The 14183-nt window shown below is 52.4% G+C and carries 10 protein-coding genes and 1 tRNA gene; 1 reads left to right on the plus strand and 10 read right to left on the minus strand.

Going from position 1 to position 14183, the window contains the following annotated elements; genetic code table 11:
• Window positions 1–23 precede the first annotated feature (23 nt).
• Window positions 24–1670: a nuclease-related domain-containing DEAD/DEAH box helicase gene (locus FCS97_RS12860; RefSeq protein ID WP_138518833.1), complete on the minus strand. Its 1647-nt coding sequence runs from the start codon at window positions 1668–1670 to the stop codon at window positions 24–26.
• Between the two features lie 27 nt (window positions 1671–1697).
• Window positions 1698–2663 (minus strand): helix-turn-helix transcriptional regulator, encoded by a 966-nt coding sequence (locus FCS97_RS12865; RefSeq protein ID WP_138518834.1) that lies wholly within the window; start codon window positions 2661–2663, stop codon window positions 1698–1700.
• Window positions 2664–3014: 351 nt separating this feature from the next.
• Between FCS97_RS12865 and FCS97_RS12870 the strand changes: the two genes are divergently transcribed.
• Window positions 3015–3419 carry a BLUF domain-containing protein gene (locus tag FCS97_RS12870; RefSeq protein WP_138518835.1) on the plus strand — a complete coding sequence of 135 codons (405 nt, stop codon included), beginning with the start codon at window positions 3015–3017 and terminating at the stop codon, window positions 3417–3419.
• A gap of 47 nt (window positions 3420–3466) precedes the next feature.
• Here FCS97_RS12870 and FCS97_RS12875 read toward each other — a convergent pair.
• The 8 genes from FCS97_RS12875 to FCS97_RS12910 all read right to left on the minus strand — a co-directional run bounded on the left by FCS97_RS12875 (window position 3467) and on the right by FCS97_RS12910 (window position 14171).
• A tRNA-Ile gene (locus FCS97_RS12875) sits at window positions 3467–3542 on the minus strand.
• Window positions 3543–3561: 19 nt separating this feature from the next.
• Entirely contained in the window at window positions 3562–6003 is a 2442-nt protein-coding gene (rpoD, locus tag FCS97_RS12880) for an RNA polymerase sigma factor RpoD (RefSeq protein ID WP_246066342.1), read from the minus strand.
• Window positions 6004–6278: 275 nt separating this feature from the next.
• Window positions 6279–8159, minus strand: a complete 1881-nt coding sequence (gene dnaG / locus FCS97_RS12885) for a DNA primase (RefSeq protein ID WP_138518837.1) — start codon at window positions 8157–8159, stop codon at window positions 6279–6281.
• Between the two features lie 107 nt (window positions 8160–8266).
• Window positions 8267–8713: a GatB/YqeY domain-containing protein gene (locus tag FCS97_RS12890; protein WP_138518838.1), complete on the minus strand. Its 447-nt coding sequence runs from the start codon at window positions 8711–8713 to the stop codon at window positions 8267–8269.
• A 10-nt stretch (window positions 8714–8723) separates the two neighbouring features.
• Entirely contained in the window at window positions 8724–8936 is a 213-nt protein-coding gene (rpsU, locus tag FCS97_RS12895; RefSeq protein ID WP_105027193.1) for a 30S ribosomal protein S21, read from the minus strand.
• 165 nt (window positions 8937–9101) lie between these two features.
• Window positions 9102–10331 carry a BaiN/RdsA family NAD(P)/FAD-dependent oxidoreductase gene (locus FCS97_RS12900; RefSeq protein WP_138518839.1) on the minus strand — a complete coding sequence of 410 codons (1230 nt, stop codon included), beginning with the start codon at window positions 10329–10331 and terminating at the stop codon, window positions 9102–9104.
• Window positions 10318–11316, minus strand: a complete 999-nt coding sequence (gene ybiB, locus FCS97_RS12905) for a DNA-binding protein YbiB (protein WP_138518840.1) — start codon at window positions 11314–11316, stop codon at window positions 10318–10320. Before ybiB ends, FCS97_RS12900 begins: the two co-directional genes overlap by 14 nt.
• Before the next feature lie 17 nt (window positions 11317–11333).
• A complete protein-coding gene (locus tag FCS97_RS12910; protein ID WP_171035314.1) occupies window positions 11334–14171 on the minus strand; it encodes a nitrate reductase in 2838 nt (945 codons plus the stop codon).
• Window positions 14172–14183 lie beyond the last annotated feature (12 nt).

Below are 14183 nucleotides of genomic sequence, written 5' to 3' on the forward strand. Positions count from 1 at the left end.
GCTCACAGCATGAGCCTGCTCATTTAATTGTTACTTTCACCCAACAACAGCCCGGCCGCCTCTTGTGTCATCACCAAAGCCAACCGCAGCCTGGCTCTACTCATCCCCACAAAAAGTCGTCGCTTTCGGTTTTCATCCAGCTCCTGAAAATCAAGCTCGGTGAGCACCACGCAGTTTGCGGACCGCCCCTTGAATCGAAATACTGTGTCGGCCAACACCTCGCCATCCGAATACTCAAAATCTCCGGACACTGTTCGCCCAACAATCTTTTTAAGACAATGCTTCCCTATCAAATCATGTTTAAGCAAATCACTAGATTCCGCGCCTTTCACTGTTAGCAATGCAATTTCGTCCTTCACATGCCCCTCGGCCAACAACTGCGTAAGTACTTTTTCAGTGGCTTTCAGTAAGGAATCAATATTGCCTGCCTCGAAAACTTCAAGAATTGACGGCAGCCCCTCCACCACACTTCTGCTAACAATTGGCTGGGCAGCCAAGCCAAATTCATTGATATGGTCAGTCACAATTCGCGGACAACGATAAGTCACCTGGTGATCAATTTTTATCCAACCACCAAAGTCTGCACTCACTCTTGAATATAGTTTTTGGTTTTCATCCATCAAAACAATCAAGCGCCCACCGGGCTTACAAAGCTTAAACAAGGTGTTCAGCCACAGAGCCTCAAAGTCTTGGGCCTCATCAATCAGCAAAACGTCTACGCTGTTTGCAAACTGCTCAACATGGTCGGCAAAGTATTCTGCACTCTGCTCAAAGCCTGGGGCACTTGGCTTGTAATCGAAACCATTTGACTCGTACAGCACACGTGCCAATTCGTGAAAAGTTGTACAGGTATCTGGCCGCCCAGTCGCCTTTTTCATGTCTTCCGCCAAGTTACGGTTAAAGCACACATACAACGCGGCTTGGCCAACAGACTCTGCGGCAGCCAGCTCGTCGAGTGCCAACTGTGTTTTGCCCGATCCAGCGGTGGCATTAATCAACAAACGAAACGGCGCTCCGCTCATCTGGCCTACCCATTCCGACAAGCCAGCAGCCTGCTCTATGTAAGCTGATTTGGCTAAGCCACCCAAAAAGCCGATGTCATAGCGTACGTTCAGTTGATTGGTTAAAAAGGCGGAAATTAAAACTGCATCAGCACATGTGTGTCTGGCGGTAGCTCTTTCAGTGAGCACATGCTGCACAATCTCTGGCAGCACATCCGCTTGTGGTTGGTCAACAACTCGGTCTGCTGGAATTCCAACAATTGATTTGTCTTTGATTGTGTAATCAGGGCAATACATCAACAAATCAATATCAAGTTTTTGGCCACTTCGGTTTTCAAAAGCGGTTTGCAAATTTTCCAAGTTTCGGTTCATTTGCATATTCACGCTTTTTTGCTGAGCGCCATACAACTTACTAACACCATCCTTGCCTTCAAGCAGGCCACCATTCTTTTGTTCAATTAACAAAAGGCGGCCAGTTGGGCTCAACACAATGAAATCGATTTCACCCAGAAACGTTTTGTCGCAATTCTGAGTAGCCCAGTGCACCGAGTGAAATACTTTGAAGTGAGGAGGAAGGTACTCAGCCAACAGCTGCGCAGTTTTGAATTCATTGCGCTTTTTAGCGGGTACCGGGCCGACTAAATCTGCAGAGGGAATAAGTTCAGCCATGATGGGTTACCCAGTCAAATAAGCGCATCACAAATTCTCTAGCCCTTCTTCAAGTGCCTTACGCACTCGATCGCGAACCGAAGGCGGCGACACAACTTTTACGAAGGGAACATGGCGCAATATATCCATCACCAGCTCAGTCGGGTTGCTGAACGGTACTTTAAGGCGGTAAACGCCATTTGTAAGAAACGTGGACTCTTGCTTTGGGTGCCATGTTTCTTTGCTAACCCACTGCGCCCGCGGTGCGGTAAATTCCAACTCGGCGTATTCAATGTCTTTACCGGTGAATGCACCATAACCGGAATCTAAAATTTCCTGCATTTCAGCTTCATTCATGTCGTGCGCTACAGACTCGCCAATCTCGACGCGCTGAATCGCATCCAAGCCAAAACTTCGTAACTCATTACGTAGGTGGCACCAAGCGTCCAAATACCAATTTTCTCGATAGTGCGTAAGGCACTGCGGCGACACCTCACGGCGAACCACATCCCCGCGATTTCTGTTGTGGTGATCAATGATTATTCGGCGGCGCTGCACCACGGCTGTAGCAATCGGCGTGAAATGTTTTGGTTCGTAGGCTCGGGCGGCAACCTTCTGTATTCGAATTCGCCTTTGAACTGAATCTGCAGACAAACCCTCGCGTTCCAACAAGCTTTTTAGCCGCGAAAGTAAGGGCTCTACATGGGGCGTTAGTAACCCCGGGCCAAGCGAGGAAAGCAATTGTTGCATTGTTAGCAATGCGTGAATTTCAGCTGCGCTGAACCACAAGCCTGGAAGTTCATAGGCATCGCCCACACCTTGCTGTGCAAAACGATAACCACCCGCGTCCCTGTCCCACACCACTGGCGCATTCAAACGGTCTCGCAGGTATTCGAGATCACGCTTGAATGTCGCTGGTGAAATTCCCAATTCTTGAAGAAACACATCAACAGCAACCACCTTGCGTTCATTCAGCATGCGGTCGATTTTATAAAGTCGCTCGGTACGGTCCATGTGCTCTCGGCTATTGTTGGTATTTTTGCTCAGCGTTCATTGTGTTGCCCTTAGCTGAATAACAGCTGACAAATACTAAAAATACTTACTGTCTGGTTCTCTTATGAGCCAGTTGTATTTGCTGCTATTTGTACCTGCTATAACGAGAAAATAGATTTGCAGTCACGGAGCATTCTCGGCCACCACTTTATCCGGAACGCTATGCCTAAAAAAACTAAGACATTGATTAATAAAGACAACATCACTACATAGAATGTATCCACTCCCTTACAGGCGAACATCCACGTAAACCACTATGATGGAAGAAAATGCAATATCTAAAATCCCAAGACCTTACTCGGACCGCTACTCATGATTCGTCTACTTTATTGCAGCCAAGCCAAGTCCGATTTCAGTGAAGAAGTACTGAAGGAAATTCTATTGACCTCCAGAAAAAACAACAAGGTTGCAGATATCACTGGCGTGTTGGTTCATGGCGGCGGCATGTTCATGCAAGTGCTTGAAGGGCCCGAGCAAATCGTGTTGCGCACCTACATGAAAATTCTGGACGACAAGCGGCACACTGACAGCCGAATCATTCAAATCTCTCCAATGAAAGAACGCATGTTCGACAACTGGACCATGGGTGTGATTGAAGCGGAACCGCTTACCTTTGAGCATGTTGCGAAACTTCGGGCACATCGCCTGGAAACATTGCATGCAGATGCATTCACGCAAGTAATCCGAGAATTCAACGCCCTGCTGATCAAGGTTTGAAAACAAAAGGACTTAGGGGCTGTTCACCTCTAAGTCCTTGTTTTTACTGGTAGGGCCGGAGGGGTTCGAACCCTCGACCAAAGGATTATGAGTCCTCTGCTCTAACCGCTGAGCTACAGCCCCACTTTACCTTTCAAAAGCGTTATTCGCCTTCCAAGAAGCTTTTCAGCTTGTCTGAACGGCTGGGGTGACGCAGCTTGCGAAGTGCCTTGGCTTCAATTTGACGAATCCGCTCGCGGGTCACGTCAAACTGCTTGCCCACTTCTTCCAGCGTGTGGTCGGTGCTCATTTCAATACCAAAACGCATGCGCAGCACTTTGGCTTCGCGTGGGGTCAGCGAATCCAGCACGTCTTTGGTCACAAAGCGCAAGCTGCTGTATTGCGCTGCGTCTTGCGGGGCCAAAGTGTGGTTGTCTTCGATGAAATCGCCCAAGTGAGAATCGTCGTCGTCGCCAATCGGTGTTTCCATCGAAATGGGCTCTTTCGCAATTTTCAAAATCTTGCGGATTTTTTCTTCGGGCATTTCCATGCGCTCGGCCAGCGTGGCTGGATCAGGCTCAATACCGGTTTCCTGCAAAATTTGACGGCTGATACGATTCATCTTGTTGATGGTCTCGATCATGTGCACCGGAATACGGATGGTGCGTGCCTGGTCAGCAATGGAACGGGTAATGGCCTGACGAATCCACCAGGTGGCATACGTTGAAAACTTGTAACCACGGCGGTATTCAAACTTGTCCACCGCTTTCATCAAGCCCACATTGCCTTCCTGAATCAGATCGAGGAATTGCAAGCCACGGTTGGTGTACTTCTTGGCAATCGAAATCACCAAACGCAAGTTGGCCTCGATCATTTCACGCTTGGCCAAGCGGGCCCGGTTTTCACCGGACACCATTTGCTTATTGATCGCGCGCAGGTCGTTCAAGGGCAGTGAGACCGCGTCTTGAATGGCAACCAGCTTCTGCTGCAATTCATTGATTGCAGGCACATTGCGCAACCAGGTTTCTGCCCACGCTGCGTTGGATGCGCTGAAGGTGTCAACCCAAGCCGCCTCTACTTCATGGCCACGGAACTTGTCGATGAACTGTTCACGGGGCACACCCACACGGTTTACCGCAATGTCGTAAATTTCACGTTCAATTTTGCGAACACTGTCGACTTGTTCACGCAAAATGCTGCACAAACGCTCTACTTGTTTGGCGGTAAAGCGAATTTTCATGAACTGCTCGGCGATCGCTTCCTTGGCCTTTTTGTAGGCGGGTGTGTTGTAACCGCCGTCGGCACGAACCTTGTTCAATTTGGCAAATTGCTTTTCAATTTCAGCAAACACTACCAGCGAATTCTTCTTCAGCTCCTCGAGCTGGCGAGCCGACATGCCCGATGTAGTACCGCCGTCGTTGCCTTCTTCCTCGTCATCACTGTCGTCATCATCGTTGGTTTCTTCAGGCGCAGTAGCTTCCACCATTTCTTCGGTGATCGAGTCATCAATAATGCCATCAACCACTTCATCCACGGTCGACAAGCCTTCAGCGATCCGCTTACCCAAACCCACCACGTCTTCAACAATGGCCGGGCAAGCTGAAATGGCTTGCACCATGTCTTTCAGGCCTGCTTCAATTCGCTTGGCAATTTCAATTTCGCCTTCGCGGGTCAGCAGCTCAACGGTGCCCATTTCACGCATGTACATGCGAACCGGGTCAGTGGTACGACCAAACTCGGAATCCACGTTGCTCAACGCAGCTTCGGCTTCTTCTTCCGCGTCTTCTGCAGAAGTGCCAACCGGTGCGTTGTCGTTCATCAGCAAGGCTTCGGCGTCAGGGGCCTGTTCGTAAACAGTAATGCCCATGTCGTGGAAGGTGCTGACCATGGCTTCGATCACTTCGCCATCAGTTACATCGTCTGGCAAGTGGTCGTTAATTTCAGCAAAGGTCAGGTAGCCGCGCTCTTTACCCATTTTGATCAGGGTTTTAAGCTGGTTGCGGCGCAATTCAAGTTCTTCGACTGTGGCGTTGGCCGAGCTGAGGTAAGCCGAATTGATCAGCGCTTTGTCCTTGGCTTTGGAGCCGCGACCACGCTTGGGCATGATCACCAGGTCGGCTTTTTTGGCATCTGAATCATCGTCTTCAGGCACATCGTCGGAATCGAGCGATGCATCTGCACCGGAATCGATGTCCTCATCGTCCTCTTCCTCGGCCTTGGGCTTGCCAGCCTTCGGTGGGCGACCACGGCCCTTGGGCGCTTCGGCTGCAACGGGTGCGGCCTGCTCAACAGCCTTGGGCTTGCGGCCCCGCTTTTTGGGCTGTGCTTCCTCAACGGCGACCGGCTCAGCCACCTTGGCAGGCTTGGCCGCTGTTTTGGCGGCTTTGGCCACAGGCTCGGGCGCTGCTTCAACCACTTTGGGCTTGCGTCCACGCTTGGGCTTTTCTTCAGCCACAACGGGTGCAGGTGCGGGCGCAGCGGCTTTCTTGCTCACAGGCTTTTCAGCAACAGGTGCTGTTTTCTTGGATTCTGTCTTCTTAACCACGGTTTTTACTTTCGCTTCTTTTACAGTTGCCTTTTGAGGAGAAACCTTCTTCCCTGCCATTGACGACGCTCCCTTGCGTTTGGATGCCTTAGTGGAGGATTCCTTCTCCGGCTTTTGGCCACCAGGAATCTGTGTGTGTGTATCGGTATGCTGAGAACTCACGGTTTGTGACTTCGCAGACTTGGTTTTGTGGCCGGATTTGGCTTTCTGTTCCTGTGTTTTTGAAAAAATGTTGAGTATTTTGAACATTCATTCCCTGAACAACTCAATAACAGCCACTCAGTGCGCAAAAAACGCACTACAAAAAGATGCAAAAGCTGCACCGTAACCCTTAATTATAACTGATTAACTCGCTTTTGTTTTAATTCTTGGAAGCGTTGCATGCACTCGTGATACCAACGGAGTTGCTCGCCTTGAGTGGGCATCTCGGCGGTTAAGCGCTCCAGCTCGGCTTTAAACCAAAGCTCACTACATTGATACACGCCAGAACGCAACTCGGTTTCAAAATCGAGGGAATCATCCAAACCGCGTGCTTCTTTCAGAACCGAGTTAACCCAATTTTGATGCACTTCGTCGTTGAAGGCATGTTGAAGCCGCGCCTCAAGCAAGTTGGGGTCGCTTCTGACTTTTTCAAGCAAATGAACGAAACTGTGCACTTCCGGGGCCGGGTTTTGATCGCGTTCATACAACTCAAGCAGCGAATTACACAACTCGACATGCTGGGGCGCGCGAATAACCCGCGCAGCCAGGCTTAACAAAGGCGATTTCGCGGTGGGCCTGGGGCCCCAGTTGTTTTGCAAAGGCTGTTCATCAAACTTGCCAAACTTTTTGCCAAATTTGTTGCTGGAAAACTTTCCCTGCTGTCCGTTTTGCGCCCCACCCTGAAACTGTCCCTTGTTCTTCGGCGAGAAGTAATCACCCCCACCCTCGCGGCTTTTTAAGCCCAGGTGCCGGCTAAGTTCCATGGGCGTGGCACCCAGCAAATTGGCCAGCGCACGCAACAAGGAAGACCTGTAAACCGTGGGCTGCATTTGCACAATCAAGGGTTTCAAGAATGAGATGGCTGCCGCACTGCCCTCAATTTGCTGCAAGGGGTAGTTGCGTTCCAGATAACGCGTCAAAAATTCCGACAATGGCGCGGCTTGCGCCACCATGGCCTCAAAGCCGTCAGGCCCCTCGGTTCGAATGAAGGAATCGGGATCGTGCTCGGCAGGCAGAAAAATAAAATCGGCCCGTTTGTTCTCGCTGACATGCGGCAAACAGGCTTGCAAGGCGCGCCATGCGGCCTTTTGCCCTGCACCGTCGCCGTCAAACGCAAAAACCAGGCGGTCGGTTTGCTTGAATAATTTCAACACATGGTCGGGTGTCACCGCTGTACCCAGGGTGGCCACTGCGTTCTCAAAGCCCCATTGCGCCAGGGCCACCACGTCCATATACCCTTCGGTGACCAGGGCGTATCCCATTTTGTGAATGGCCTGGCGTGCCTCAAACAGGCCATAAACCTCATGGCCCTTGGAAAACACTGGCGTTTCAGGGCTGTTCAGATACTTGGGCTTTTCATCGCCCAGTACACGACCACCAAACCCGATCACCTGCCCTTTGGCATTTCGAATGGGAAACATGATGCGGCCACGAAATGCATCGTAACGCCGATTGCTGTCGCTGATTTTTGTCAACCCAGCCAAATCCAGCTGGGTATTGCTGGCGTAATTCTCAACCACGGCTTCCAGGTTTTGATACCCGTCGGGCGCGTAGCCCATGCCATAGCGGGCCGCCACCTGCCCGGTCAAACCCCGGTTTTTCAGGTAATCAATGGCCAGCGGGCTTTTTTTAAGCTGTGCTTTGTAATAATTGGCGGCGCGGGTCAGCAACTCCACCAATTCTTCCCGTTCAGAACGAACTTCGGCCGGTACATCCATGCCTTTTTCATAAGGCACATCAAGGCCCAAATTGCCTGCGAGGTTTTCAACAGCCTCGGGAAAAGTAAGCCCAAGGTGTTCCATCACAAAACCCACGGCGTTGCCATGCGCACCGCAGCCAAAACAGTGATAAAACTGCTTTGAAGGGCTCACTGTAAAAGATGGAGATTTCTCGTTGTGAAACGGGCACAAGCCCTGAAGGTTTGCGCCTGCTGCTTTCAATTGCACATAACGGCCCACCACATCGGTGATGTCGAGGCGGTAGAGCAAATCGTCAATAAAGCTTTGAGGAATCATGCAGTTTGGGTGAGTTCACGCGCAGAAAAATCAGAGCCAATGGCCCGACTTCTAGAATAACAAACCCAAAGGGGAGGGAAACAGCTGTTGGCTTGCGATGCGCTTGCTTATTTTGACAAAGCGGCTTTGACCAAACCAGAAACCTTGCTCATGTCGGCTTTGCCAGCCAACTTGGCTTTCACGGCACCCATGACCTTGCCCATGTCTTGCGGGCCAGTTGCGCCCACAGCCTGAACAATGGCCTGAATTTCAGCTACAACTTCAGCTTCAGACAATTGCGCGGGAAGGTAAGACGCCAAAACGGCAGCTTCAGCCTTTTCAGCCTCAGCCGACTCTGGCCGACCACCCTGTTCAAACTGGATGGCGGCTTCGTTTCGTTGTTTGATTTGCTTTTCGATGATGGCGAGGACCGCCCCATCGTCGAGTTCGACGCGTTCGTCGACCTCTTTTTGTTTGATTGCCGCTGAGAGCATTCGAAGCGTGGTGAGCTTTGCTTGCTCACGGGCCTTCATGGCCTGCTTGATGTCTTCAAGAATTTGCGCTTTCAGTGACATACCAAACGAATCAATACATTTTCTTGGGCAACATTTGGCTGCGCAGGCGCTTGTAGTGACGCTTTACGGCAGCAGCCTTCAGGCGCTTGCGCTCAGCAGTTGGCTTCTCGTAGAACTCGCGTGAACGCAGTTCGGTCAGCAGACCAGTTTTTTCGATAGTGCGCTTGAAGCGACGCAGGGCAACTTCAAATGGCTCGTTTTCTTTAACGCGAACGTTTGGCATATGGCTCCAATCGGGTGTTCGTAAGTTGTATTTAGCTTCCAACCCATTGATTTCGCAGATATTTTTCTACAAAACCCAATGCGTTAGTGCAAAGAGTTACCGCCAGGAATCTGGCAAAGACCGAGATAGTACCATGTGAAAGAAGGTTTTCTCAAGGATTTTCAACTATTTTTGGCTCAATATTGCATGGGCTGCGGTGTAGCCACTGGCCCAAGCCCACTGAAAGTTATAGCCGCCCAGCCAGCCCGTCACATCAACCACTTCGCCAATAAAGTATAGGCCCTGAATTTTGCGCGATTCCAGCGTTTTGGGCTGCAAATCTGTAGTGCTGACACCGCCCCGCATCACTTCGGCTTTTTTGTAACCTTCTGTGCCACTGGGTACCAACTGCCATGCGGCCATTAACTGCGCCAAAGGGCCAAGTTGCTTTTTGCCCAACTCCGCCACTTTGCGCCCGGCAATCGCCTGCAATTCAGGTTTGTTCAGCCAGGCTTGCACCAAACGCTTGGGCCAGTGTGGCACTTGCGCAGCAAACCAGTTCTCGGCACTGGTTTTTGCGCCCAGGGTGGCCTGTATCAAATCGGTTTGAAGTGCAGCTGCATCGGTTTCTTTGCCTGACAAATTCAGGGTAATTGGCTTGCCCGGGTTCCAGTAGGTTGAGGCCTGCAACACCGCGGGGCCACTCAAGCCCCGGTGGGTGAACAATAAATCTTCATCAAACCAGGGAGCATTGGAATCGCTGCCACGGCTAAACACGGGCAAGGCCACGCCAGCCAGTTCAACAAAGGGCTCCCACAGGCTGGAATCAAAAGTAAGCGGCACCAGCGCAGGCCGCTGATCAACCAGTGAATGGCCAAACTGTTTGGCCAACTTCAGGCCGAAATCGGTTGCACCTATTTTTGGCACAGGCAAACCACCGGTGGCCACCACCACATTTCGCGCCTGCAGCGGCCCGGCAGTGGTACTCAATTTGAACTGACTGCCATCGTGCTCAACCCCGTTCACGCTGTGCGGGCGAAACCACTTCACCTTGCCCGCATTGCATTCGGCAGCCAGCATGTCGATGATGTCGTCGCTTTTGCGATCACAAAACAACTGGCCTTTGTGCTTTTCATGAAATGGGATGTTGTGGCGCTTCACCAAGGCGATGAAGTCTGCCGGGGTATAGCGACTCAACGCTGAGCGAGCGAATCGCGGGTTTTCAGAAATAAAGTTGTTCTCGGACACATTCACATTGGTGAAGTTGCAACGCCCACCGCCACTGATGCGAATTTTCTCGGCCAGCTTTTCACTGTGATCCAACAATGCGACCCGCAAGCCACCCTGCCCTGCCTGTGCAGCACACATCAGACCAGCCGCGCCAGCACCAATCACAATGAGATCAAATTGCTGCATGGCTTATTGATTGGTTTGGTGCTTGGTGAACGGCTTCAATCGCATCCAGCTGACGCGCAAAACCGTGCGGCATTTCCTGCGGATTGTTCAGCCACATTTCGATTAGCCGTGCGGTTGACTCTGCGTCGATGTCCGGGTGTGGGTCGGGCTGCTCGGTGAACAGGTTTTCTGGTTCGGAAATGCACCAGGTGCGACCGGCCTTCACACCGTCCATGCGGGGGCTGCGGTAAGGTGCAGCCACGGGCTCGCCTTCATGGCCGCGCAACACCAAAGCAGTGTGGCCAGTGGCGCACAACACTTCACGTTGCAAATTCCAGAATTCAGGATGGGTGTAGCTGGTCACCAGCAAGGCATTGGTAAACGCACTGGGCACCATCAACTTGACCAAAGTGTGGGTACAACTGCGTACACCCAGCACTTTGCGGGTCTGCAACAGCGCCTCAATGCGCGGGTAAATTTGCGCCATGGGCATGTACACCGGTGCGGTGTAAGGCATGTCCACTGCATTCCAGTTCAGGTGTTCAAACACTTCCGCACTGGTCACCCGCCCGGTGAAGTCACTTTGCAAACCATGCACGAGCACGGGGTAGCCGCGCTGGGCCAACAGGCCTGCCAACAAGGGCGTAAAATTGGGTTTGCGGCGGGCGCCGTTGTAGCTGGGAATAACCACCACCGGTTTGCCACTGGCTTGTGATTGCGCATCAAGCGCCTGCAAGGTGTGAAAATGGGGTGAATGGCTTTCGTCTGGCCAATGCTCGGCAATGGCTTGCAAAAAGCCGATTAGCTCGTCGTGGCTTTCGCCTTTGACTCGCAAGGCAATGAGCACCGCGCCCAGTTCGAAATCGGACACTTCGCCACGCAATATGGCAGAGAACAAGGTTTTCGCCTGTTCTCTTGGCAAGCCGCGAGCGCCGTCCTTCCCTCGACCAATTTCTTTGATGAATGGTGCGCAAGAGAACTTGTCTGATTGAAGGGAATTTGGCATGGCGACTCAAGAAGAACTCAAGGCGCTATTGTAGCAAGGCTGGCCTGTGTGCGAATGAGTTTGCGAATTTCGGGCACGCACGAACCACATTGCGTGCCGCATTTGATGCGGCCTTGCAAATCAGCAAGCAATTCATTCTCGCTTGCATTCGGATGTTTGGCACAGGCGATGGCAAGGCCTGCTTGAATGGACTGCTCTGAAACACCCACACAATTGCACACCATACGCACCGCTTCGGTTTGCACGCCGGGCGGTTGGCTGGCCGGGGCCAGCAGAAAACTGCGCAGGGGCATTACATCCAATTGCTGGTCGAAATAATTTCTCAGCCAGCCTTCTGATTCAATATTGCCAGCGAGGAAGACTTTATTCAGCGTGGCTGTTTGACCTTGCTCAGCGACTTGAACTTTCAGACCAATGCGGCGGCGCGCATCGGTTTGTGGGTCGGAATAAACCATGATGTCGCCGCCTTGGCATTCAAACAAGGCTTGAAGGCGATCGATAATTTCTTTCGCAGGTGCTTGCGCACTGGCTGCGCGGAACAACACACCAGTTTGTTCACGGCCCACAGGCACACACACTGCCGCATCAAATTCGGCATACAGCGCACGGGCCTTTTGCCACAGGCTAAGCCAATGCTCACTGTGAACAAACACAACCACTTGCCAGGGCAAATGCACGCGCTGAATACTCACGGCTGAATGTTTTAATTCAGGTTGCTTTGAATACGGATCGAAGGCTTCAATGGTGAGCGCATTCACACCACCCACGCCTGCTTTTCCACCGAAGAATTCTGGCCCCCAATGCATGGGTAACACAGCCTGGTTGCGCGCAACTGATTCATCCGCTTTCGCGCGCAGGGTGATGGTGGCGCGACGCGATTTAACCGACACCCAACTGCTGGGCTTCAGGTTGAGCCGCTTAAAGTCGGCCGGGTGCATGGCAACCACTGGCTCAGCTTCATGCGAGAAAAATTCAGCCAAAGTACCAGTGCGGCTTGCACCGTGCCACTGGTCGCGCAAACGCCCCGTGTTCAAGCGCCAGGGGAAACGCGCATCCGCTTCTTCGGCCACGGGCTCATAATTTGAAAACACGAACTTCGCCTTGCCTGTGGCTGTGGGGTAGGCCCCATCTTCATACAGGCGGGCTTTGCCTTCGGGCTGCCCTTCCGGCATGGGCCACTGTTGCGGGCCCTTTGTCTCCAACACCGCATAACTTAAACCGGTAATGTCCAAGTCGCGGCCCCGCGTGGTTTCGCGGTGCTCGTTGAAAATCTCTTCAGTGTTGCCATAGGGCATGAACGCGCCATCACCGTCGTGGATGCGCGGGCTTTCAACACCCTGCTTTTGCAATTCAACCTCAAGGCGCTTCGCAAATTCCACCACAATTTGCCAATCATTTTTTGAATCTGCATAGGCGGGCAAAGCGGGCCGCACGCGGCTGATTCGCCTTTCACTGTTGGTGACTGTGCCCTCTTTCTCGCCCCAGGTGGTGGCGGGCAACAGCACATCGGCATATTGCACGGTGGCGGGCGTTAAGTAGGCGTCTTGCACCACCACCAGCTCGGCATTTTGCAGGGCGCGGGCCACCTTCTGCGAATTGGGCAGTGAATGCGCCGGGTTGGTACAGGCCACCCACACCGCCTTGATTTTGCCCTGCTCCAGCTGATCGAACATTTCAACCGCACTGGCCCCGGGTGTGGCGCTAATTTGCTTCACACCCCAAAAGGCAGCCACTTCGGCCACGTGTGCAGGGTTGTTCAATTCACGGTGCGCGGGCAGCAAAGTAGACAAGCCACCCACTTCGCGGCCACCCATGGCATTGGGTTGGCCCGTCAGTGAAAAAGGGCCTGAACCTTCTTTGCCGATTTGCCCTGTGGCCAAATGCAGGGCAATCAACGCGGTGTTTTTATCGGTTCCCGTGGTGGCCTGGTTCAACCCTTGGCAATACAGGGAGAGTGTCCTGTTGCTTTGGGCGAACCAGGTGGCAGCCAGTACAATGTCTGCCTCGGGAACTCCACACACGCTGGCTGCAAGCTTGGGTGTGTAATCAGCCAAGCCTTTGGCCACGGCCTCAAAGCCTTCCGTGTGTTTGTTGATGTAGGCCATGTCCAGCCAACCGTTTTGCATCATCACATGCAACATGGCGTTGAACAGCATTACGTCGGTACCGGGCTGAATTTTCAAATGTAAATCAGCCATCAGCGCGGTGTCGGTGGCGCGGGGGTCAACCACAATCAGTTTGTGACCGGGCTTGGCAGCACGCGAGGCTTCAAGCCGGCGAAAGGCAACCGGGTGGGCATACGCCATATTCGAACCAGCAATGAACACGCAATCAGCCAAAGCCAGATCATCGTAATTGCAGGGCGGTGCGTCGGCTCCCAATGTGCGTTTGTAGCCACTCACTGCACTGCTCATGCACAGGCGTGAATTGGTGTCGATGTTGTTGGTGCCAATCAAACCCTTGGCGAGTTTGTTGAACACGTAATAGTCTTCGGTTAGCAGTTGGCCGCTGATGTAGAAGCCCACACTGTCTGGCCCGTAGGTTGAAATCAATCGCGCAAATTCACGTGCGGTGAAATCAAGCGCGGTGTTCCAATCAGTAGGGGCCACTTGCTGGTCGCGCTGAATGCGCAACAAGGGTTGGCTTGCGCGCACTTGGCCATACACGTTCACAGTGGCGGTTTCAGCCAGCTTGCTGCCTTTGCTACACAACTTACCCAAGTTGGCTGGGTGCGTTTCATCGCCCTTCACATCAATTATTTTTCCGCCTTGTGCGCGCACCACCACACCACAACCCACGCCGCAGTAAGGGCAGGTTGTCTTGGTGTTTTGGATCGGTTGCAGCAGGTCGGTCATGAGTGAGATCGC

Source organism: Limnobacter alexandrii, from assembly GCF_005871185.1.
Taxonomy (GTDB): Bacteria; Pseudomonadota; Gammaproteobacteria; order Burkholderiales; family Burkholderiaceae_B; genus Limnobacter; species Limnobacter alexandrii.

Excerpts from the sequence above, each read along its gene's own strand:
- dnaG (WP_138518837.1), bottom strand. The coding sequence starts at position 8,159 with ATGATTCCTCAAAGCTTTATTGACGATTTGCTCTACCGCCTCGACATC.
- rpsU (WP_105027193.1), bottom strand. The coding sequence starts at position 8,936 with ATGCCAAACGTTCGCGTTAAAGAAAACGAGCCATTTGAAGTTGCCCTG.
- rpoD (WP_246066342.1), bottom strand. The coding sequence starts at position 6,003 with ATGGCAGGGAAGAAGGTTTCTCCTCAAAAGGCAACTGTAAAAGAAGCG.
- FCS97_RS12865 (WP_138518834.1), bottom strand. The coding sequence starts at position 2,663 with ATGGACCGTACCGAGCGACTTTATAAAATCGACCGCATGCTGAATGAA.
- FCS97_RS12910 (WP_171035314.1), bottom strand. The coding sequence starts at position 14,171 with ATGACCGACCTGCTGCAACCGATCCAAAACACCAAGACAACCTGCCCT.
- FCS97_RS12860 (WP_138518833.1), bottom strand. The coding sequence starts at position 1,670 with ATGGCTGAACTTATTCCCTCTGCAGATTTAGTCGGCCCGGTACCCGCT.
- ybiB (WP_138518840.1), bottom strand. The coding sequence starts at position 11,316 with ATGCCAAATTCCCTTCAATCAGACAAGTTCTCTTGCGCACCATTCATC.
- FCS97_RS12890 (WP_138518838.1), bottom strand. The coding sequence starts at position 8,713 with ATGTCACTGAAAGCGCAAATTCTTGAAGACATCAAGCAGGCCATGAAG.
- FCS97_RS12870 (WP_138518835.1), top strand. The coding sequence starts at position 3,015 with ATGATTCGTCTACTTTATTGCAGCCAAGCCAAGTCCGATTTCAGTGAA.
- FCS97_RS12900 (WP_138518839.1), bottom strand. The coding sequence starts at position 10,331 with ATGCAGCAATTTGATCTCATTGTGATTGGTGCTGGCGCGGCTGGTCTG.